The following is a 20,773-nucleotide window of genomic DNA, read 5'->3' as shown; positions in this document are numbered from 1 at the left end:
ACGCTCATGTGAGCCGGGTCATCCGACCCTGTTATTTAAATCCTATCCGTTTGAGGAGCATCGCTGCCGGACAGAAACCGGTGAATGCGCTCTGGATCAGGTTGACCCCGACAAAGGCACTCAACCAGACAAAGCCCGGATGAACCCAGGTGGTAAGGATCAGCGAGAGCAGCAACATGCAACCCGCGACGATTCTGACTCCGTTATCTACTGTCATGGTCTTTCTCCTTCTCTACTTTAGATATTGCTAATTTAGTTTTGTTTTATACAATAGAACAAATATCAGCAATTGCTAATTTACTCTTATGAGCCAATTCGACGAGATGAACAGACATGCGACAGCCGCCGCCTCCCTGCTCAAGGCGTTGGCTCATCCCGAACGCCTGATGGTGCTCTGCCAGCTGGTGGAGGGGGAGAAGGGGGTCGGGGAGCTGCTGGCCCATAGCCAACTCGGGCAGTCGGCCTTCTCCCAGCAACTTTCGGTATTGAAGCGCTACGGCCTGATCCGTTCGCGCAAGGTCTCCCAGCAGATCTACTACTCGCTGGTGAGCGAGGCGGCTGCCGATGTGTTGGGCGCGCTGCAAACCCATTTTTGTCACTCAGAAAATAAGGAATCTTGATGATGGAAAGCCAATGGCTGCTCTCTTTGGGCGGTGGCATGCTGGCGGGGCTGTCGGCCCTGATCCTGATGTTGTTCAACGGCCGGGTGGCCGGGATCAGCGGTATTCTGGCCGGTGCGCTGCAACACCGTGCGCCGTGGCGGGTGCTGTTTCTGCTGGGGCTCGGGGCGGGTGCCTGGTTGGCGCTGCCCCTGGGCTGGGCCACCATGCCTGCATTCACCACGCTGCCCGGCTGGCCCGTTGTGCTACTGGCCGGTCTGCTGGTCGGGGTCGGTACCCGTCTTGGCAATGGCTGCACCAGCGGCCACGGCATCTGTGGCATGGGGCGGCTCTCCCTGCGCTCCATCGTCGCCACCCTGACCTTTATGGCGGCTGGCTTTATCACCGTTTTCGTCACTCATCATCTGCTGTAAGGGGCTGATCGCCATGAAGTTGCTGACAAGTTTGTTTGCGGGTGTGTTGTTCGGGCTGGGGATGGCCATCTCCGACATGGTGGATCCCGCCCGGGTTACCGGGTTTCTCGATCTGGCAGGGGCCTGGGATCCCAGCCTCGCCTTCGTGATGGGGGGCGCCCTGCTGGTCTTTATGCCGGGTTATTTTCTGCTGGTGAAACCCCGCCGCCAAAGCGTGCTGGGGGAGCCCATCGTCGCCGTACCAGCCCCCCGGCTGGATCGCCGTCTGATCGGCGGGGCCGCGCTGTTTGGCATCGGCTGGGGATTGGTGGGCATCTGCCCGGGGCCGGCTCTGAGTCTCATTTCCAGCGGGCAGCCCATGATAATGTTGTTTATTGCGGCCATGGTGGCCGGGATCTTGCTGTTTGACAGAGGGCTGGCCAGGGTGCTGAGCAAGGCGCCAGCTCGGGGAAAGGATAAGGTGTGCCAGTCCCATACCGGCTGATCCCGTGAAGTGACAGATTACGCCAGGGAAGGAGAGTAATGATGGAAAAGATCCGGTTGCTGGGGATTACCTTGTTGGTGATGACATCGCAGGCCATGACATCCCCCCTGGCCTTTGCCGCGGACGGGGAGCCAGAGCCCCTGTTGACAGTAGCGCCACTGCCGGTGACTGACTGGCTGACGCTGGATGGCACCGTCAGTGCCATCAATCAGGGGACGGTGGCGGCCCAGACCCGCGGCCGGGTCTCCCGCATGCTGGTGGATGTGAACGATCAGGTGCAGGCGGGGCAGCCGCTGCTGGAGATCAGCGGCAAGGAGCAGTTTGCCGCCGTCACGGGGGCCGAGGCGCGGCTGGCGCGGGCGCAGGCTCAGCAAGTGGAAGCCGAGCGCCAGCTCGCCCGCTTTCAGGCGCTGATCGCCAAGGGAGTGATCACCCGCGCCCAGCTCGATAATGCCCAGGCGACGGATCGCGCCGCCCGCGCCGAGGTCAATGCTGCCGATGCGGCTCTCACTCAAGCCCGCGAGGCCTACGGTTATACCCGCATTCTGGCTCCCTACGCCGGAGTGGTGACCAAACGGCTGGTGGAGTTGGGGGAGACTGTCGCCCCCGGTACCCCGCTGCTCTCCGGCTTCTCCCTCGATACCTTGCGGGTGGAGGTGGAGTTGCCCCAATCCGCCCTGACGCTGGCTCGTGAGCCTGCGGATGTGCAGGTGCTGCTGCCGGATGGCAAGCCTGTTACCCCGGTCAAATTGACCCGCTTCAACTATGCCGACAGCCAGAGCCACGCCTTCAGGTTACGCCTCGACTTGCCGCCGCAAACCGCCGGGGTATTGCCCGGCATGTGGCTCAAGGTGCAGCTCAAGCAGGGTGAACGTCAGGTGTTGCAGGTGCCGGATCGCGCCCTGCTGCGGCAAGGGGAATTCAATGGCGTCTATCTGCAGCAGCCCGCTGGCTGGGCCCTGACGCCGGTGCGGGTCGGCCATTGCTTTGAAGGGCAGTGTGAGATCCTGGCCGGCCTGCAAGCCGGTGACAAGTTGGCCCCCGATGCCTGGGCGCAGCAGCAGGAGGTGGCCCATGAGTAGCGAGCTGAACGGCATCAAGGAGAGGCTGGGGCCTGCCGGTCGGCTGGCTGCGCTGTTTCAGGGCTCGGCCATCACGCCGCTGCTGGCGCTGGTGGGGCTGCTGCTCGGTCTGTTTGCAGTGCTGGTGACCCCCAAGGAGGAGGAGCCGCAGATCGATGTCACCTTCGCCGATGTCTATATTCCCTTCCCGGGAGCCAGCCCGGCTGAAGTGGCCTCTCTCGTTACCACCCCTGCCGAGCAGGTGGTCTCCCAGATAAAGGGCATTGATACCCTCTACTCTTTTTCCCAACCCGATGGCGCCCTGCTGGTGGTGGTGTTCAAGGTGGGGGTGAGCCGCGAGCAGGCCATCGTCGATCTCAACAACCAGCTCGAGTCCAACCGCGATTGGCTGCCACAGGGGATCGGGGTCGGTCAGCCACTGGTAAAACCCCGGGGGATCGACGATGTCCCCATCGTCAGTTTGACCTTATGGAGCAAAGAGTGGAACAAAGAGGGGAGCAAGCAACTGGGGGCACCCGAGCTGACCCGGGTCGCCCATGAGCTGGAGACCGAACTCAAGCGCATTCCCGGTACCCGCGATATCTACACGCTGGGCAGTCAGAGCGCCGTGCTGCGGGTGATGCCGGATCCGGCGGCCCTCAGCGCCCACGGCATCAGCTGGGGTGAGCTGAGCCAGCGACTTGCCGCCGCCAATCGGGTGGGCACGACACAGGTTATCGAGCAGGACAACAGTGAGATCAAGGTGCAGGTGGGGCAGTTCCTGCAAAGCGAGCAGGAGGCTAGGGAACTGGTGGTGGGGCTGCACGACGGCAAGCCGGTCTATCTGGGGGATGTGGCCAGGGTCTCTCTGGGTCAGGAGACTCCGACCAAGCGCAGCTGGATGGGGATGGGGCAAGCCAGTTATCCGGCGGTGACCCTGGCCATCGGCAAACAGCCGGGCCAGAACGCGGTCGATGTGGCCAAGCGGGTGGAGGCGCGGGTCGAGAGTCTCAAGAATCGGCTTATTCCTGCCGGGGTCGAGGTGACGGTGACCCGGGACTACGGCGTCACCGCCGAGACCAAATCCAACACCCTGATCGGCAAGCTGATTTTTGCCACCACGGCGGTAGTGCTGCTGGTACTGGTGAGCATGGGCTGGCGCGAGGCGCTGGTGGTAGGCGTTGCCATCGTTATCACCTTGGCGCTGACCCTGTTTGCCAGTTGGGCCTGGGGCTTTACCCTCAACCGGGTGTCGCTGTTTGCGCTGATCTTCTCCATTGGCATCTTGGTGGATGACGCCATAGTCGTGGTGGAGAACATCCACCGCCATCGCGGTTTGGGCAAGGGGGCGCTCAAGGATCTTATTCCGGGGGCGGTGGACGAAGTGGGGGGGCCGACCATACTGGCGACCCTGACCGTGATCGCGGCCCTGCTGCCGATGGCCTTTGTCAGCGGGCTGATGGGCCCTTACATGAGCCCCATCCCCATCAATGCCAGCATGGGGATGCTTATCTCCCTGCTAGTGGCCTTTATCTTCTCACCTTGGCTGGCGAGCCATTTACTCAAGGGGGAGGCGCACGGTGCCCACGGCGAGGCCAAGGCAGGCCTCTTTCACCGGCTGATGACCCCTTTCCTGATTGGTGATGGCGCCAAGCGCGCCAGACGCAAACTCTGGCTGGTGGTGTTGCTGCTGGTCGGGGCCGCCACCGCCATGCCGGTGGTGCAGTGGGTGGTGCTCAAGATGCTCCCCTTTGACAACAAGTCGGAATTTCAGCTGGTGCTCGATATGCCGGAGGGGGCGACCCTGCAGCAGACCGAGCGCACCCTGCTGGCGGTCGGGCGGGAGCTTGCCAAGGTGGAGGAGGTGAAGGATTACCAGATCTACGCCGGCACCGCCGCCCCCATCAATTTCAACGGGCTGGTGCGCCACTACTTTATCCGCAGCGGCGCCAACGTGGGGGATATTCAGGTCAATCTGGTGGACAAGCATGAGCGGGATCGCAGCAGTCACCAGATTGCCCAGTCGGTTCGGGAGCCGCTGCAGGCCATCGCCAGTGCGGCAGGGGGCAACCTCAAGGTGGTAGAGGTGCCCCCCGGCCCGCCGGTCTGGTCCCCCATCGTTGCCGAGATCTATGGCCCGACTCAGGCCGCCCGCGAAGCGGCCGCTCGCGCCGTACAGGCCCGTTTTGTGGCCACGGCGGATCTGGTGGATGTGGATATCTATCTGACCGACCCGCAGCCCAAGTGGCGGCTGGTGGTGGATCGCAGCAAGGCGGCCCTGCTCGGGGTCGATCTTGGGGATCTGGTGAACACCCTCAATGGCGGGGTGGGTTATCAGGATGCCAGCTGGCTGCAGGGTCACGGCGCCAAGTATCCGGTGCCGATCCGCATCGAACTGGCTCCCGGTGACAAACGGGATCTGGCGGGTGTGCTGGCCCTCAAGGTGCGCAGCCAGAGCGGCCAGCTGGTGCGGGTCTCCGAGCTGGTGAGTCGCCGTGATGAGGTGGCCCCCAGCTATATCATGCACAAGAACATGCAGCCCATGGTGATGGTGGTGGCCGACATGGGTGGCCACACCGACAGCCCGCTCTACGGCATGTTTGCCGCCGGTGCCGATATCGACCTGCCCCAATATTACGTGCAGCAGCCCGACAAGCTGGGGGAGGTGGCGCTGTTGTGGGACGGTGAGTGGAAGATCACCTACGAGACCTTCCGCGACATGGGTATCGCCTACGGGGTGGGGATGATCCTCATCTATCTGCTGGTGGTGGCCCAGTTCCGCTCCTATCTGGTGCCACTCATCATCATGGCTCCCATTCCGCTCACCATCATAGGGGTGATGCCGGGCCACGCCCTGCTGGGGGCCCAGTTTACCGCTACCTCGATGATCGGGATGATCGCCTTGGCCGGGATCATCGTACGCAACAGCATCCTGCTGGTGGACTTTATCGAGCAGCAGCGCAGCGCCGGAGTGGCGTTCGAGCAGGCGGTGATCGAAGCGGCGCAGGTGCGGGCCAAACCCATCATGCTGACGGCGCTGGCAGCGATGATCGGGGCCCTGTTTATCCTCGATGATCCCATCTTCAACGGACTGGCCATCAGCCTGATTTTCGGGATCCTGGTCTCCACTTTGCTCACCCTGGTGGTGATACCCTTGCTCTATTATGCCCTGCTCTCCCGACGCTCATGACGGGAGTCACTAGCGAAAGGATGCGCGATGAAGAGAGGTTGGTTGTGGTGGGGAAGTGGCGCCGTGGTAGCGGTGGCTGCGGCAGCATGGTGGTGGCGACCGCAGCCGACGCCGATCAGGCTGGCTGAGGTCGGGCGGGGGGATGTGCTGGTCACTGTGGTCAACACCCGGGCTGGCACCATCAAGTCGTGTCAGCGGGCCGGGCTCAGTCTGCCCGGAGGCGGCGTGGTGGAGCAGATCGCCGTCAAGGCTGGGGAGCGGGTGGCGCAGGGAGATCTGCTGCTGACCCTCTGGAGTGACGACATTCACGCCGATCTTGCCCGTGCCCGTGCCCAGCAGGCCCTTGGCAAGACCCAGCGCGAGGAGCGTTGCAGCGAGGCGGCCTACTACGAGCGGGAGGCCAACCGGCTGGCCACCTTGCTGGCCAAAAATCTCACCTCCCGCACCCTCGCTGAGCAGGCCCAGAATCTGGCCGATACCCGCCGCTATGTCTGTCAGGCATCCCGTCAGCAGGAGCGGGTCGACGAGGCGCAGGTCGCCCAGGTGGAGGCTCGCTTGAGCGAGCGTCGCCTGCTGGCGCCGTTTGCCGGGGTGGTGGCGGAGGTCAACAGCAAGCTGGGCGAATACATGACCCCCTCACCGCCTGGGGTCGCCATGCCTCCGGTGATCGATCTTATCGATGATAAGTGTCTGTATGTCTCAGCCCCCATCGATGAGGTGGATGCTGCCCGCCTCAAGGTGGGCCAGCAGGCTCGGGTGCTGCTCGACGCCATGCCCGGGCGTGATTTTGCCGCCACCGTCACCCGCATCGCCCCCTATGTGAAGGAGCTGGAGAAGCAGGCCCGCACCGTGGAGGTGGAGGCTGCACTCACTGCCCTGCCCACCGATGTCCCCCTGCTCATTGGCTACAGTGCCGACCTTGAGGTCGAGGTGACCCGCGCCACCGATGTGCTGCGGGTAGCGGCCAGCAGCCGGGCCGACGATGGCAGTGTGCTGCGGCTGGAAGGGGATAAGCTGGTGCGGGTGGTGCCCCGTTGGGGCGTGGAGAACTGGAACTGGATTGAGGTGGCCGAGGGGCTCGCCGCCGGTGATCGGCTGGCAGCCCAGCCCGGACAGATTGTCGGGGAGGGCCCTTTCAGCGCCACCACGGAGCAGACGGATGAGTGATCTCATTCGCCTTGATGCCGTCAGCCGTCGTTTCACTCTGGGTGGGAGCGAGGTGGCCGCCCTCGATCGCGTATCCCTGCGGGTTGCCGAGGGGGAGTATCTGGCGGTGATGGGCCCCTCTGGCTCCGGCAAATCGACTCTGCTCAATGTGCTGGGGCTGCTGGATCGGCCCGATGAGGGGCGTTACTGGCTGGGAGGGGAGGATACCGCCACCCTGTCAGAGCCGGCGCTGGCCCAGCTGCGCGGCCATCGCATCGGCTTCGTGTTCCAGTCGTTTCACCTCATCTCCCGCCTCACCGCCCGTGAAAACGTCGAGTTGCCGCTGATGCTGTGCGGGATCGCCCCCGCCGAGCGCCATCGCCGAAGCCAGCAGTTGCTGGGGGAGCTGGGGCTGGAGAACCGGGCCGGACACCGCCCTGCCGAGCTTTCCGGTGGTCAGCGTCAGCGGGTAGCCATCGCCCGGGCCATGGCAATGGCGCCGCGGCTGATCCTGGCCGACGAGCCCACCGGCAATCTCGACTCCCGCTCCGGGGAGGAGGTGATTACCCTGCTGGAGGAGCTCAACCGGGAGCAGGGGATCACGCTGGTGGTGGTAACCCACGACCCGCGCCTCGGTGATCGGGCGGGCAGGCGGATCCTGATGAACGATGGCCGCATCAACATTGATAGCGGCGGTGGCTGAATGCGGCGCCCCGATGTGATCCGCTTTGCCGCCGTGGCCCTGCTGCGCCAGCGCTCACGGGCGCTGGTCTTGATCCTGGCGGTGAGTCTGAGCGTCACCTCGGTGCTGCTGCTCACCGCGCTGGGGGAGGGGGCGAGGCGCTATGTGGCCGACCAGTTCAGCTCCCTTGGCAAGGATCTGCTGGTGATGTTCCCAGGCCGCAAGGAGACCACCGGCGGGCTGCCGCCGGTCACCGGCAACAGTCTGCGGCAGATCACCCTCGATGACATGCACTACCTTGGCCAGCACCAGCCAAACGTGCGGCTGGTGCCGCTGGTGATGGGCTTTGCCGAGGCCAAACAGGGGGCGCGGCTGCGCCAGACCATGCTGCTTGGCAGCAGCAACGGGCTGCGCGATACCCACGGGCTGGAGCTGCTCTCCGGCCGCTGGCTGCCGGGGGATCCCGCAGAGGATCGCCCGGCCGTTCTGCTCGGGGCCAAGGTGGCCCGTGAGCTGTTCGGTCAGGTCGATCCGGTCGGACAGTGGCTGCGTTTTGACAATCGCCGCTTTCGGGTGGTGGGGGTCTTCACCAGCCAGAGCAGCAATCTGGGGATGGACATGGCCGAAGCCGCGCTGATCCCGGTCGGTAGCGCCATGCGGCTGTTTAATACCGAGGGGCTGTTTCGGCTGCTGATCCAGCCGCTGGCGGGGCAAGCGGTGCCGCCGCTGGTCAAGCGACTGGAGCAGCTGATGCAGGGGCGCCACGGGGTGCTCGATGTGACCGTGGTGCGCCGTGACGCCATGCTGGCTACCTTCTCCACCATTCTCTCGACCCTCACCCTGGCCGTTGCCGGCATCGGCGCCATCAGCCTGCTGGTCTCCGGCATCATGATGATGAATCTGGCGCTGATCAGCACCCGCCAGCGCACCGGCGAGATCGGCCTGCTCAAGGCGCTGGGGGCCGACAGTCGCCAGATCCGCCAGCTGTTTTTGTGGGAAGCGCTGCTGCTAAGCGGCAGTGGCGCGCTGTTTGGAACGGTCTTGGGCTACGCCCTGGTTGCCCTCGCCGGAGTGATTTGGCCCGGATTTCCGGCGGCGGTCCCTCTGCTCGCTACCTTCTGCACCATACCGGCGGCCCTGCTGACCGGGCTGTTTTTTAGCTGGCTGCCCGCCTCCCGGGCGGCACGGCAAGATCCGGTCAGCAGCCTGCGCAGCGGGCAATGGAGCGGTGGCTGATGCGCGCCGCTGATCTGTTGTTCTGGCTCTGGAGTGCCTTGCTGGCGGGGCGCAGTCGCAGCCTGCTGTCGGCGCTGGGGATAGCCATCGGGATCGCTTCGGTGACCCTGCTCACCGGCATCGGCGAGGGGCTCAGGCTCTATCTGCTCGACAGCTTCTCCCAATTTGGCACCCGGCTGATCGCCGTGACCCCGGGCAAGACAGAGACCGCCGGCGGCCCGCCCGGTATCCTCTCCAGCAGTCGTCCCCTGCTGCTGGAGGACGCCGATGCCCTCGCCAGATTGGCAGGGGTAGAGGCGGCGCTCCCTGTGGTGCAGGGGCAAGGGGAGGTGCGCAGCCGCGGGCTCACCCGCAGCACCGCCATTTTGGGCACAGGTCCGGCGGCACTCTCCGGCTGGCGACTCACCCTGGTGCAGGGGCGTTTTCTGCCCGCGGACGACAGTGCCATGCCCCGCGCCTATGCGGTGCTGGGGGCCAAGGTGGCGGCTGAGCTGTTTCCCGGTGGCGATGCGCCTGGGAGTCTATTGCGCGCCGGTGATCGCCGTTTTCGGGTGGCCGGGGTGCTGGCCCCCAAGGGGCAATTTCTCGGCTTTGATCTGGACGACATGATCTATCTGCCCGCCGCTCACGCCCAGGCGCTGTTCAACAAGGAGGGGCTGCAGGAGATCGATGTCATCTATCGCGCCGGGCAGACGGAGGCCGAGATCACCGCTCAGATCCGGCGGCTGCTGATCGCCCGCCACGGCGCCGAGGATTTCACCCTCACCTCCCAGCAGGACATGCTGACCAGCCTCGACAAGATACTCTCCATCATCAAGCTGGCGGTTGGCGGGCTCGGCATTATCTCGCTGCTGATCGGGGCGGTCGGTATCTTCAGCATCATGAGCATCGCCCAGCAGGAGCGGATCCCCGAAGTGGGCTTGCTGATGGCGTTGGGTTGCCCACAGCGGCGCATTCTATTGTTGTTCCTGCTCGAAGCCGTGGTGCTGGCGCTGCTGGGCGGGGCCATGGGACTGGCCCTGCTCGGCGGGCTCAAACTGCTGCTCACCCTGCTGGCGGCGGGCTTGCCGCTCAGCCTCCATCCTCTCTATCTGCTGCTGGCGCTTGGTTGCAGCGCCCTGGTTGGCCTGCTGGCCGGGGTCGCTCCTGCGCTGCGGGCAGTGCGTCTTGACCCAGTAGTTGCCCTGCGCGGTGACTAGATCGCCTCTTCCGCAAGAAGCGCGTTACGCTCGGGTCTGAACAGGGGGGACTAGGTGACCACCTCCGCAATCGGCACGCTGCGCTCAGATCTGAACAGGGGGAAGTAGCGGCGATCCGCCTGACTCATGTGGCCGACCACCAGCTCCTGAATGATGAAGTTGAGCAGCTCGTCGTTGCCCAGCGTCCCCGCTTTGGCGGCGTGCAGCAGTTGGCTCGCTTTGTTGAGCAGGCGCTGGTGATCCTGACGGTGGCTGATGAGTTCCCGATAGTCGATCTCCGCCAGCATCTGCTCTTCAAAGGCGAAGTGATGGCGGGCCATGTCGAACAGGCTCTCCAGACTCTCCAGAAACGGGGCAGGAGCCTCGTGCTGATCTTTCATCCGCTCCAGCAGCCGGTTGGTCAATACGAAGAGCTGGCGATGCTCGGCATCGATGCGCGGGTGACCGCACTCGTGGCCGGGTTGCCACAGCAGGGCGCCCTGCGCGGGATCAAGGCCCTCGGTAAAGAGACAGACCCGGCCGCGGCCGCGATTCTTCGCCTGATACATGGCCTGATCGGCGTGGTGCATCAGCGTCTTGGCATCCTCCCCGTGCTCGGGATAGAGCGCCAGCCCGATACTGCTGGAGATGAGCAGCTCCTGCCCCTCCAGCTGGAACGGATGGCGCAGCTGCTGGTGCAGCTTGTCGGCCACCGCCAGCACTTCGTCGCCACTCTCCGGCAGCAAGATAACGAACTCGTCGCCCCCCAGCCGTGCCACCAGATCCTGTTTGCGCACGCAGTGGCTCATCCGCTCGGCCACCATATTGAGCAGAATATCCCCGGTCTCATGGCCGAAGGTGTCGTTGATCGGCTTGAAGTGATCGAGATCGATAAACATCAATGCCAGCGGACGGGGCGTCTCCTGCTCCATCAGCTCCTTGAGCCGTTGCTGCAGCAAGCGGCGATTGGGCAACCCGGTGAGGGGGTCGTAGAAGGCGAGACGGCGCATCATCTCCTCCCGTGCTGCCCGCTCGGTGATATCCCGGGTGACCCCGAGGATCGCCTCCGGCTGGGCATTGTGGTTGCCATGGAGGGTGGTGATGGTTTCGGTGGCCACCAGATGGCCATCCTTGTGGCGCAGTTGGGTGCGAATGACCCGGCGGGTCTGGTCATGCTCTCCCCGTTGCCATGCCTCCAGGGTTGCGGAGATCTCCTCACGCAGCAGTTTCCTTGAGGCATCCGGCAGCAGCTGTTTGAGGGGCAGGGCAAACAGCTCGGGGGCCTCGTAGCCGCTCAGGGGGGCGATGGCCGGGCTGACATAGCGAAAGCGCAAGCTGGCGGCATCCATGGTCCAGATCACATCTGCGCTGTTCTCCGCCACGAAGCGATAGTGCTGTTCGCTCTGGGCCAGTTCACGGGTCAGCCGCTGGCGATCCCGCGCCTCCTCACGCAGGCGCAGATAGAGGTGCAAGAAGATGCCGAGCAGGGTCATCAGGGTAAAGGTAATAAGCATGGCCACCGCCACGCTCTTGTCGAGCAGCAGTCGTTGCTGGCGCAGCCGCTCCTGCGCCGGGTCGTAGATAAAGCGGTCGAGGTTGGGCAATACCGTGAGCATGCCCGCCTCCAGATAGGTTTTGGCGATCTGCAGCCAGCGCTCCTGCTGCATATAACCCGGTTCGACAAGATCCGGCTGCATCAGCGCTCTGGTTTCACGAGCCTCGAACTCCAGCTGTTCACGGCCAGCCCCGGTCGGGTACTGCTCCATGATGAGGTTGATCATCTCTTCGGGGTTGTCCATCGCATAGCGCCACCCCTTGAGGCTGGCCTGCTGGAAGGCGTAGACCCGATCCTGTCGGGTGATCAGCTCCCGCTCGGAGGTAAACAGGTTGTCGCCGTAGAAGTCAAAGTCGATGGTGCGCGGACTGAAGACCCGATAGGGGATCCCTTTTTGTTGCAGATAGAAGGGCTCGGTAGTGCTGTAGGCGCTGATGGCATCCACCTTGCCCGCCAGCAGTGCCTGTATCCCCTGTTTGTAGGGGAGGGTGACCCAGTCGCGGCTGCGGGTCTGGTGGGAAAGGTAGGTCAGCAGCTCGTTGGAGCCTGGCTCCAGCATCAGTCGCTTGTTGGCCAGATCGGCCGGGTTGCGAATATCTGGCCGATCCAGGGTGAGCAGGATCAGCGGCGAGTGCTGCAGCAGGGCGGCGAGCACCACCACCGGACGACCGGCAGCCCGATCCAGCAGCAGATCACTGCCGCTGATGCCAAAATGGGCCTTTCCCGAGAGCACCTCGCTGACCACATCGGTGCGGGAGTCCGCTTCGCGCAGGGTGACGTGCAGACCGGCCTCCCGATAAAACCCTTTGGCGATGGCCGCGTAGTAACCGGCAAACTGAAACTGGTGTTGCCACGGCAACTGGACGATGACCTGCTCGCCGGCTCGCACGGGGGGAGAGGTCAGGGTCGCGATGACCATACCGACCAGCATTGGCAGAAACCAGCTGAGGGGCTGGCGGGGGGCTGCGTTCTCCGTCATACAACGTTTCTCTCGGGAGCGGTGTCTAGGCTAGATTCAAGCAATTTTGTGTCACCTGCAAGGGGAGAAAAGGCGTTTGCAAGGGGGTATAGGGGGATTGGAAAGTCATTTTTGTGTCGTTCATCACACGGGATGGATACATGCCGTTTTTTTGCAAGTTATGTGACCAATAAGAGAGTCATATGGCCTATCGAAGTGGTCGCATTCTAGCCACTTTTTCCCGTCTTTATTTTTATCATTGTGGCTAAACTGCATTTTTTCCGTGGTTGCACGTCAAGTTGTGTCGTTATATCAATAGATACTTTTATGGGGTGGTCAGGTGTGACGCAAATGTGTCGCGGCTGCTGCGCACCGGTTAATGTGCGATGGCTCAGTGATGGTACCCCGTCAGTGTTATCATGCTGTCCCCAGTTCCGGATAAGGTCTTTTTATGTCCCGCTTGCGTCTGCTTGTCTCCGACTCTCACGATCCCCTGTTCAATCTGGCCGTTGAGGAGTGCATTTTCCGTCAGATGGACCCCGGCCAGCGGGTGCTGTTCCTCTGGCGCAACGCCAATACCGTGGTGATCGGTCGTGCCCAGAATCCGTGGAAGGAGTGCAACACCCGCCGCATGGAAGAGGACGGGGTCACCCTGGCCCGCCGCAGCAGTGGCGGTGGCGCCGTGTTCCACGACCTTGGCAACAGCTGTTTCACCTTTATGGCGGGCAAGCCGGAGTATGACAAGAGTGTCTCCACCGCCATCGTGCTGAACGGGCTCAAGGGATTGGGGATCGAGGCGTTTGCCTCCGGTCGCAACGATCTGCTGGTGGCGACCCCGGACGGGGAGCGCAAGGTATCGGGGTCGGCTTACAGGGAGACTTTGGATCGCGGGTTCCACCATGGCACCCTGCTGCTGGATGCCGATCTCGGCCGGCTCGCCAACTACCTCAACCCCGACCCCAAGAAGCTGGCGGCCAAGGGGATCACCTCGGTGCGCAGCCGGGTGGCCAATCTGTGCGAACTGTTGCCGGGGATCGACCATCAACAGGTGAGCGAGGCGCTGGTCGAGGCCTTTTTCCACCATTACGGTGCGCGAGTTGAGCCCGAGCATATCTCCCCCGAGCAGATGCCGGATCTGCCGGGCTTTGCCGAGACCTTCGCCCGCCAGCGCAGTTGGGAGTGGAACTATGGCCATGCTCCGGCGTTCAGCCATCTGCTGGAGGAGCGGTTCAGCTGGGGCGGTGTGGAGCTGCACTTTGATGTGGAGAAGGGGGTTATCACCCGGGCGCAGCTCTTTAGCGATACTCTGGAGCCGGCCCCGTTTGATCTGCTGGCGGCCGAACTGGCGGGTTGCGGCTATCGACCGGACGCTGTCGCCGCGTGTCTGCAGCCCTGGCTGGCGGCTTTCCCGCAGCAGCAGAGCGAGCTGGGGGAGTTTGCCGAGTGGCTGTTGACCTGCCTGCGTTGAGGGGGCGCTGTGCTGATGGCGGTCCGTTAGTGAGGGCGCTGTCAGCCAGGATGGGAGCAAGATCACGAAATATAAAGAGGCGCCTCAAAGGCGCCTTTTTGCCAGCCCTTGTGATGGCTGATACATGACAAAAAGTAGGGTAGGCCATTAGATATTGTCACTGTCGGCCCCGCTGGTACAGGGGTATAACGGCCGCACATTTGCTGTACTAATGGTATAAAAATGAGTGACTTAGTTTATCTGCAAGACGAAAGCGTCAATGCCGTCCACCCCGATTTTTCCGCCCGTTTCGCCACAGTCAAAGCCAACTTTTTCTCGCGCAATCCCGATCTCTGGCCCGTTTTTCGCGAACCCGGATTTGCCTCCCTCAATGAATTTCGGGCCCGTGGCCTGGCTCCCGATGCCCGTTTGAATGCCTGGCCTGATGGCCGCGCCCGCCTGGCCGATCTCTGCGAGACCATGCCGGTGCCCGCCACCATGCGCACCCCGAGCGAGCCCATGGCCGAGCTGCTGTTTGCCGCCGCTCTGTCGAAGGATTGGGAGAACCCCTCCAGCGTCGAGAACGTCATCACCATGTCGGCGGACCCCGCTATCTATGGCGCCCAGATGGGTATTCTGGCCAACCCCAATCTGGTCTACTCCGAATATGCCGGAGTGGCCGAGGAGCTGGAGAAGAAGGTAGTGCGCCAGATTGCGCTGCTGGCGGGTTACGACCCGGCTCGCGCCACCGGCATCTTCACCCAGGGGGGGACCTTCTGTAACCTCTATGGCTACTTGCTCGGCATTCGCAAAACCTTGCCGGAAGCCAAGCACAAGGGGCTCGGCCACTACCAGGATTACCGCATCATCAACTCCCAGGGCGGTCACTACTCCAACATTACCAACCTCTCCCTGCTCGGGGTGGACATCGAGAACAAGACCATCCGCATTCAGGTCGGCGAGAACAACGACATCGATCTCGACCACCTCGAGCGCACCCTGACCGCCTGTTTTGCCCTGAAACACGTGGTGCCCACCATCATGCTCACCATGGGCACTACCGACACTTTCGGGGTGGATCAGGTGAAACCCGTATTCGAGCTGCGCAATCGCCTCTGCGAGCAGTTCGAGGTGGCGATCAAGCCCCATATCCACGTCGATGCCGCCATCGGCTGGTCGATGATCTTCTTCCTGGGTTACGACTTTGCCGCCAACCCGCTCGCCATCAACAGCGCCACTCTGGCGGGGGTCGAGCGCAACGTGGCGCGCTTTGCCGAGCTCAAATATGCCGACTCCTTTACCGTCGACTTCCAGAAGTGGGGCTATGTGCCCTACACCTCCAGTCTGGTGATGCTCAAGGAGCAGGATGACCTCAAGGCGATGGAGAATGACCCGGAGAACTTCTCCTACTTCGAGCGGGACATTCAGGGCCAGACCCACCTGCAATCCACCATCGAGTGTTCCCGCGGCGCGAGCGGTCTGTTTGGTGCCTATGCTGCGCTCAACTATATGGGGGTCGAGGGGTATCGCACCGTGCTGGCCCACTGCCTGCAAAATGCCAACTACTTCCGCTTCCGGTTAAGCCAGCTGGGCAACGTCAAGCTGGTGGCGCAGGAGAATCAGGGGCCGAGTGTCGGCTTCAAGATCTACAACCCCGAGTGGGTGAGCGATCCGGAGGCCGAGTTCGCCTTCGAGCTGGCCCGCTCAAGCGATCCCGCCTACAAGGCGCGCTTGCAGCGCAACACCGACTATCACCGCAGCCTGTTCAAGGGGCGTGGCAAGGTGGGGCTCTACACCAACTGGGTGGAGGCGGTGGCCCACTCCGACTATGACGCCCGCGGCAAGTACTCCTACATCGCTGGGGAAAAGGCAGTCTTTATGAACCCCGCCTGCACTCGCGAGCAGATCGACGCCTTTATCGACCATATCCGCGGTTGATGGCGCTCGTCCTGACCACCGACGGCAGTCAATAGTGGCAAGAGGTGGTTGGGGTGTATCACGCCAACAGATAGACAAAGGGCAAGCCAATTGGCTTGCCCTGCTGTTTTTACGGCATAGAGCTTAAGTAGTGGGGAAGGCCGGGTTCAGAGGGCCAGCAGTTGCTCGTTTTCGATAATCTCGCACCCGGCGGGCAGTTTCGAGAGGGCGATCATGGCGCGGGCCACCTGACTGGCCTCGATGGCGCGCCAGCGGGTGAGCTTGCCCACCAGCAGCGGCCGAAACAGCGGGTAGATGGTTTGAAAAATCTGCTCGGAGAGGCGCGGTGGCTGGCGATCCCCGAGCAACATGGCGGGCCGTACGATGGCGAGCCGTGGCCAGGATTGAGCTAGCAGTGCCTGCTCCATCTCTCCCTTGGTTCGCGGATAGAGAGCCGGGGACGATGCACTGGCCCCCATGCTCGAGACCACGATGAGCCGCTGACAACCGTGGCGGCGGGCCAGTTCGGCAAAGGCGACCACATAGTCGAGATCGACCCGGCGAAACGCCTCGGCAGAGCCAGCCTCCTTACGTGTGGTGCCGAGGGCACAGAAGGCGATATCGACCGGGCGGGAGAGGGTGACGCTGGCCAGATCATCAAAATTGACCGGCAGCCAGTGGTGCGCCTCCTTGCCCGGCTTGCGACAGAGCAGGGTCAGTTCATGTTCGGCAGGCAGTTGCTGCACCAGTTCGCGACCGATCAGGCCGCTGGCCCCGGCAATCAGGATCCGGCTCATGGGGATTCTCCCTGTGTCATTCGATGGTGTTGATGCCATGGTGGCTGCTCATCAGCATCAGGCAATTTGCGGGTAGCTGCAATGGGGGAGATGACACTGTATCCCCTGACAGGATCACGGGCAGGATGCATAACGCGGGGCTGGATAAAACAAAACCGGCGCGAGGCCGGTTTTGCGGGATATCAGAGCGGGGTATTGAAAGCTGCTGGCAGCGGGAAGTCACCCGTCACTGTGGTCAGCCTGTCATTGGCGAAGGTGACGGTGAGCTCTTTGCGCTCCTTGTCGCCGTGGCCTGGCTGGAATTCATAGAGGTAGTACCAGGTGTTGGGGTCAAAGCCGTCGCGCAGCATGGGGGTTCCCAGTACATAGCTGACCTGCTCGCGGGTCATCCCCTGGCGCAGTTTGTCGACCTGTTTTTGTTCCACATAGTTGCCCTGGGGAATATCGATACGATAGACCAGGCTGCAACCGGAGAGGGTGAGGGCGGTCAAAGCCGCGGCAATCAGGTGTTTCATCCGCATATCGAGTTCAGATCATCCATTCAAGTCTTTTTACGCTGGCCGAATCATACCTACTCCCTTGGCGGAAGTAAAAAGCCAAGGCAAAAATAGCCAAAGGGAGTTAACCCCCTTTGGCCAGTACGGCGTCATTCACTGTGGTTCGGGGTTGGCCTGACGAGCCTAAGCATAGGTGCACTGTAACCGCCTTCATTAAACACTTCATGTGATGGTTCGAACTGAAGGTAGTTGTATCCATCTCCGGAGGAACTGTCTGAAATAAACTGGATCATGGTTAAGGCATTGCTTTGCTCGGTGAGCTTGTTGCAAGCCTGTGCCTGCTCTTCAGTCGGCTCAATATATTCATTGGTCACCGGATCATATCTGGCTTCACACGCACGCTGTTTGAGGGTTTCAGTATCTGCGGCCAGCTGAGGGTCTGGAAAGCCCACTGCGCTGTAGGTACCAGGTTGGCACTGAGGGTTGTAGAGGGTAAACAGCTCCTTGATGTCTGGGGCCCGCCAAGGGTGTGCAGGGGTGTTCAGCCGGTCGTTGGCCTGCATGATGATGGTCATCAAGGGGTTGTCACTCGGGTTTGCTCTGCTGTTGATCACCTCAGGCATGCCTTCACAGCCAGAGCCATTATCACTGACTTGTTGGCCGTAGGGGCAGTAGAGCCACTGCAGACCGGTGGCTTTGTCGTTGACCACCTGCAGCTTGCCTTCGGCCGTGTCGATCAGTTCGCTAACGAAACGGGTATTATCGTCCTGATAGCCAGGCAGACATACACGGGCCTGGCTTGCTACTGGCAACAGGGCGGCAGTTAGTAATAGAGGGAAGAGAGAGTGGTGCATTTTATTCTCCTGTGACCTGGAAGCCATCGCTCACCAGCATGACGTGGTGGGGTTGATACTGGCGGGCAATGCTGCCACGTAGCTGGGTAGTTGGGCGAACCTGGTAAGCATCTGGCCCCCCGTCATCTTTCTCCCAGGTGCCGATGGGGCGACTGACCGGCATCACATCCGAGGTCCAGAAGCCGTAGAAGATCGTCTCTACCGCGTTCCACTGACCATAAGTGACAGATAGTCCTGAATTGAATGGGAAGTAGCGGGTGTCGAGGGCAATGGGGTTATCCCGGGTCAGGGTCATGATGCCGTAGAACTCCTGCTGGCTGGGGGCGCGCCAGTTGGAGAGGCCGCATAGCTTGCTCTGGTTGACCTGGCTTATCTGGCGTTTCAGGTTGCAGCGGCTGCGGTCACTGGCCAGAGCACCACTTTGCGGGTCATAGCAGCTGCCGTTGAAGGCGTTGTTGCTCTGGATATCGTCATAGGCAAACAGGCTTTTGTCATCGTGCAGGGAAGATTCGCCATCCTTGTGTTGTACCTTGGTCTCCCACACCAGCCCACTCAGGGCGTCGGCCACGCAGGCAAACGGCATCTGTTTGTAGGAGAGATCCTGGCGTGGCAGCGGTTCTCCCCGGTTGTCCAGCTTGATGTAGCGAGCGCCGAGCACTCCATCCAGATTGCTGTTGACCGCTTGTCCACTCAAGGGATCGCAGCGGCTATCCAGGTCCCGGCCACGCTTGCCATCATCCAGCCCCATGCTGTGGGTGATACGGGTATCGGCCACATGCAACTGCCCGGCTCGGTAGGTCAGTGGGGCACTGATGGTGCCACCCTCGCTCATCACTCTTATCTGGTAGTCCTGATAGTGAGGGAGACCCTTGAGGGTGATGCGAGTCTGCTGGCTGATGTTTTGCTGTTCGGCGTTTTCAATATGTTCAAACGGGGTTTTCCCCCAGCCAATTCGATACTGACTCACTCCCTCCTGGGGTTGCCAGCCGAGGGTGACCCAGTGGCTGCCATCCTGATCACGGCCCTGACCCAGAATAGCCAGGCCGATCACTTGATCTGACAACACCTCGCGCTGACAGACGGGGGATATGGGGCTGTTGGGGTAGGGGGTGAGCCAGCTACCCGCTGTGCTGGTTCCGGGATAGAGAAGAGCATCGCTTTCCGAGTTGCGGATCAGACCGGCCGCCGCCTTGATGATATGGGAGATGTTCTTGTCTGGATTGGCATTCAACAGGGGGCCCAGCCCGCTATTTTCGGCGATGGTGGTTTCCAGTTTGAACAGGTCCGGTATCTGATTGTTGCGGGACACGGTTGAATATTCATTGGCCATGTTGATCTCCAGCCAGCTCAGCAGTTGCTGGCGAAAATCAGTGCCCTCGATCAGGTTGACAGGTTGCTGCCAGAGCTCCCCCTCGGCCTGCAGGGCAACCATGGCTGCCAGTAGCTCAACCTGATGCCTCGGTAGTGCCTTGAGTTTTTGATCCAGCTCAGCCAGGGTCCAGGCTTGCCAGTCCAGGAAAGAGCCCATGCCGGCACTGAGTGTGGTTTTGAGCAGCAGAGCCCACTGCGCCGTGGTGGTATAGCCCACATTGAGGCGCGGGTATTCGTTGGCGCCAAGCATGCCATCGCGATTTTCATCGCGCTTGACCAGCTCGCAGAAAGAGCCGAGCACCGAGCGCAGTTCCACCTCACTCTTGGCATCCTGTACCACCAGGGTCAGGGTGTCTTCCATCAGATCATCACTGGTCTCGCTGCTGCCCGGTTTGCAACTGGCGAAGCTGTTGTTGAGGTCAGCGAGCGTGAGAGTGATGCTGTACTGGTTGCCCTGCTTGATAGGAAGAGACTCTTGCATCTGACCACTCTGGGCCATCACTGCAAGCCGTTGTGGCCGAATGGGGCGTTCGGGTTTGAAATAGTGGGCATTGAGCCCATCGTGGTTGGGTTTGGCACCGATCTCTACCGATACCGATGCTTCGCTCAGACGAGAGGGGAATTGTCCCAGCAAGGTCAGTTTGCGCTGTGGGTAGAAGGTGGTGAGCAGCTGGTAGGTCGCTGTACGGGTATCCAGTTTCTCCATGGCAGCGAGGGCATCGTTCAGCCGGGCTTCGGCGTCGTCAGGTAATGTTGTGCCTTGGCTGCTGGCCAGTGTCGTCAGGTGTTCAAACAGGGTGGATGTCGGGTTGGACTGTTGCTGGCTGACCAGTGCAGTTGCCAACTCACCGAGCTGCTGAGCCGGGTTCGGCATATCGCCGTTCAGGGTCAACTGCAGCAAGGCGGTGAGATCTCGGGCAAAACGGTGATTGAGATGAGGGTCACTGAAGAGCTGGCTAGAGACATCCTGTTTTCCCTCCTGCTTTTGCAGCGCCGCCATGATGCTCTGATATGCCAGCGGCATGGGGGAGAGGTGCAGGCGAGGACTCTCTTGCTCGGTGATGATGCCATCCCCGTTTTGATCCTGTTTAAGCAGTTGTGTCAGCGTTGGCAATTCACTGCTGAGGGATAGCGTGCTGTTCTGACGGTGGCTGGCGACAAGGTGCAGCGCCTTGTCTTGTGGCCATTGGCTCAATTTCAGTTTGAAGCCGAAACTGCCATCAGCCTGAGTGCTCTGGGTGACGCAGACCTTGTCGGCACAGAGCTGAATATCAAATTGCCCACCCTGTTCGTGAGTCAACGGCAGTGCGCCGGCCAGATCCAGCGAGGTGGGTGGGGCGGGCTGTGTTGTCCCCGTTGTTGGTTGG

Annotated in this window: 17 protein-coding genes; 11 read left to right on the top strand and 6 right to left on the bottom strand. The window is 61.8% G+C overall.

Annotated features, from left to right (window positions below):
• Window positions 1-31: 31 nt before the first annotated feature.
• Window positions 32-217, bottom strand: coding sequence for a DUF2892 domain-containing protein (locus NOM06_RS13060; protein ID WP_236395504.1), 186 nt, complete (start codon window positions 215-217; stop codon window positions 32-34).
• 88 nt (window positions 218-305) lie between these two features.
• On the opposite strand from NOM06_RS13060, the gene NOM06_RS13055 reads away from it, so the two are divergent.
• From NOM06_RS13055 to NOM06_RS13015, 9 genes are read left to right on the top strand one after another with little or no spacing between them, the layout of a single operon-like run.
• The gene (locus tag NOM06_RS13055; RefSeq protein WP_005338008.1) at window positions 306-620 is read left to right on the top strand and encodes a helix-turn-helix transcriptional regulator; all 315 of its coding nucleotides are present in this window, start codon (window positions 306-308) and stop codon (window positions 618-620) included.
• On the top strand, window positions 620-1,033 hold the full coding sequence (locus tag NOM06_RS13050) for a YeeE/YedE family protein (RefSeq protein WP_255911885.1): 414 nt from the start codon (window positions 620-622) through the stop codon (window positions 1,031-1,033). Before NOM06_RS13055 ends, NOM06_RS13050 begins: the two co-directional genes overlap by 1 nt.
• 13 nt (window positions 1,034-1,046) lie before the next feature.
• Window positions 1,047-1,517, top strand: coding sequence for a YeeE/YedE family protein (locus tag NOM06_RS13045; RefSeq protein WP_255911884.1), 471 nt, complete (start codon window positions 1,047-1,049; stop codon window positions 1,515-1,517).
• Between the two features lie 41 nt (window positions 1,518-1,558).
• Entirely contained in the window at window positions 1,559-2,599 is a 1,041-nt protein-coding gene (locus NOM06_RS13040) for an efflux RND transporter periplasmic adaptor subunit (RefSeq protein ID WP_255911897.1), read from the top strand.
• The gene (locus tag NOM06_RS13035) at window positions 2,592-5,768 is read left to right on the top strand and encodes an efflux RND transporter permease subunit (RefSeq protein WP_255911883.1); all 3,177 of its coding nucleotides are present in this window, start codon (window positions 2,592-2,594) and stop codon (window positions 5,766-5,768) included. Before NOM06_RS13040 ends, NOM06_RS13035 begins: the two co-directional genes overlap by 8 nt.
• Before the next feature lie 27 nt (window positions 5,769-5,795).
• Complete coding sequence (locus tag NOM06_RS13030; RefSeq protein WP_255911882.1) at window positions 5,796-6,935, top strand: efflux RND transporter periplasmic adaptor subunit; 1,140 nt, start codon at window positions 5,796-5,798, stop codon at window positions 6,933-6,935.
• Entirely contained in the window at window positions 6,928-7,617 is a 690-nt protein-coding gene (locus tag NOM06_RS13025; protein WP_069554752.1) for an ABC transporter ATP-binding protein, read from the top strand. Before NOM06_RS13030 ends, NOM06_RS13025 begins: the two co-directional genes overlap by 8 nt.
• A complete protein-coding gene (locus NOM06_RS13020; RefSeq protein ID WP_255911881.1) occupies window positions 7,618-8,832 on the top strand; it encodes an ABC transporter permease in 1,215 nt (404 codons plus the stop codon).
• Window positions 8,832-10,031, top strand: coding sequence for an ABC transporter permease (locus tag NOM06_RS13015; RefSeq protein WP_255911880.1), 1,200 nt, complete (start codon window positions 8,832-8,834; stop codon window positions 10,029-10,031). Before NOM06_RS13020 ends, NOM06_RS13015 begins: the two co-directional genes overlap by 1 nt.
• 50 nt (window positions 10,032-10,081) lie before the next feature.
• On the opposite strand, the gene NOM06_RS13010 is transcribed toward NOM06_RS13015, so the two are convergent.
• Entirely contained in the window at window positions 10,082-12,544 is a 2,463-nt protein-coding gene (locus NOM06_RS13010) for a diguanylate cyclase domain-containing protein (protein WP_370688922.1), read from the bottom strand.
• A gap of 430 nt (window positions 12,545-12,974) precedes the next feature.
• Between NOM06_RS13010 and NOM06_RS13005 the strand changes: the two genes are divergently transcribed.
• Together NOM06_RS13005 and NOM06_RS13000 are read left to right on the top strand one after the other, a co-directional pair.
• Complete coding sequence (locus NOM06_RS13005) at window positions 12,975-13,991, top strand: lipoate--protein ligase A (protein ID WP_255911879.1); 1,017 nt, start codon at window positions 12,975-12,977, stop codon at window positions 13,989-13,991.
• Window positions 13,992-14,213: 222 nt separating this feature from the next.
• On the top strand, window positions 14,214-15,908 hold the full coding sequence (locus NOM06_RS13000; RefSeq protein WP_255911878.1) for a pyridoxal-dependent decarboxylase: 1,695 nt from the start codon (window positions 14,214-14,216) through the stop codon (window positions 15,906-15,908).
• A gap of 146 nt (window positions 15,909-16,054) precedes the next feature.
• Here NOM06_RS13000 and NOM06_RS12995 read toward each other — a convergent pair whose 3' ends face one another.
• The 4 genes from NOM06_RS12995 to NOM06_RS12980 all read right to left on the bottom strand — a co-directional run bounded on the left by NOM06_RS12995 (window position 16,055) and on the right by NOM06_RS12980 (window position 20,706).
• Window positions 16,055-16,684 carry an NAD(P)H-binding protein gene (locus tag NOM06_RS12995; protein WP_255911877.1) on the bottom strand — a complete coding sequence of 210 codons (630 nt, stop codon included), beginning with the start codon at window positions 16,682-16,684 and terminating at the stop codon, window positions 16,055-16,057.
• Window positions 16,685-16,866: 182 nt separating this feature from the next.
• Complete coding sequence (bamE, locus tag NOM06_RS12990; protein ID WP_005337980.1) at window positions 16,867-17,205, bottom strand: outer membrane protein assembly factor BamE; 339 nt, start codon at window positions 17,203-17,205, stop codon at window positions 16,867-16,869.
• A gap of 125 nt (window positions 17,206-17,330) precedes the next feature.
• Window positions 17,331-18,035, bottom strand: a complete 705-nt coding sequence (locus NOM06_RS12985) for a DUF1566 domain-containing protein (protein WP_255911876.1) — start codon at window positions 18,033-18,035, stop codon at window positions 17,331-17,333.
• 1 nt (window position 18,036) lies between these two features.
• Window positions 18,037-20,706 carry a DUF1566 domain-containing protein gene (locus tag NOM06_RS12980; RefSeq protein ID WP_255911875.1) on the bottom strand — a complete coding sequence of 890 codons (2,670 nt, stop codon included), beginning with the start codon at window positions 20,704-20,706 and terminating at the stop codon, window positions 18,037-18,039.
• Window positions 20,707-20,773 lie beyond the last annotated feature (67 nt).

This window comes from Aeromonas sp. JL9 (assembly GCF_024436075.1).
Taxonomy (GTDB): Bacteria; Pseudomonadota; Gammaproteobacteria; order Enterobacterales; family Aeromonadaceae; genus Aeromonas; species Aeromonas veronii.
The sequence above is the reverse complement of the archived record's forward strand: the minus strand, read 5'-3'. Positions and strand labels throughout refer to the sequence as shown.

Coding starts and splice junctions, on each gene's coding strand:
- NOM06_RS13060 (WP_236395504.1), bottom strand. CDS start 217: ATGACAGTAGATAACGGAGTCAGAATCGTCGCGGGTTGCATGTTGCTG.
- NOM06_RS13055 (WP_005338008.1), top strand. CDS start 306: ATGAGCCAATTCGACGAGATGAACAGACATGCGACAGCCGCCGCCTCC.
- NOM06_RS13050 (WP_255911885.1), top strand. CDS start 620: ATGATGGAAAGCCAATGGCTGCTCTCTTTGGGCGGTGGCATGCTGGCG.
- NOM06_RS13045 (WP_255911884.1), top strand. CDS start 1,047: ATGAAGTTGCTGACAAGTTTGTTTGCGGGTGTGTTGTTCGGGCTGGGG.
- NOM06_RS13040 (WP_255911897.1), top strand. CDS start 1,559: ATGGAAAAGATCCGGTTGCTGGGGATTACCTTGTTGGTGATGACATCG.
- NOM06_RS13035 (WP_255911883.1), top strand. CDS start 2,592: ATGAGTAGCGAGCTGAACGGCATCAAGGAGAGGCTGGGGCCTGCCGGT.
- NOM06_RS13030 (WP_255911882.1), top strand. CDS start 5,796: ATGAAGAGAGGTTGGTTGTGGTGGGGAAGTGGCGCCGTGGTAGCGGTG.
- NOM06_RS13025 (WP_069554752.1), top strand. CDS start 6,928: ATGAGTGATCTCATTCGCCTTGATGCCGTCAGCCGTCGTTTCACTCTG.
- NOM06_RS13020 (WP_255911881.1), top strand. CDS start 7,618: ATGCGGCGCCCCGATGTGATCCGCTTTGCCGCCGTGGCCCTGCTGCGC.
- NOM06_RS13015 (WP_255911880.1), top strand. CDS start 8,832: ATGCGCGCCGCTGATCTGTTGTTCTGGCTCTGGAGTGCCTTGCTGGCG.
- NOM06_RS13010 (WP_370688922.1), bottom strand. CDS start 12,544: ATGACGGAGAACGCAGCCCCCCGCCAGCCCCTCAGCTGGTTTCTGCCA.
- NOM06_RS13005 (WP_255911879.1), top strand. CDS start 12,975: ATGTCCCGCTTGCGTCTGCTTGTCTCCGACTCTCACGATCCCCTGTTC.
- NOM06_RS13000 (WP_255911878.1), top strand. CDS start 14,214: ATGAGTGACTTAGTTTATCTGCAAGACGAAAGCGTCAATGCCGTCCAC.
- NOM06_RS12995 (WP_255911877.1), bottom strand. CDS start 16,684: ATGAGCCGGATCCTGATTGCCGGGGCCAGCGGCCTGATCGGTCGCGAA.
- bamE (WP_005337980.1), bottom strand. CDS start 17,205: ATGCGGATGAAACACCTGATTGCCGCGGCTTTGACCGCCCTCACCCTC.
- NOM06_RS12985 (WP_255911876.1), bottom strand. CDS start 18,035: ATGCACCACTCTCTCTTCCCTCTATTACTAACTGCCGCCCTGTTGCCA.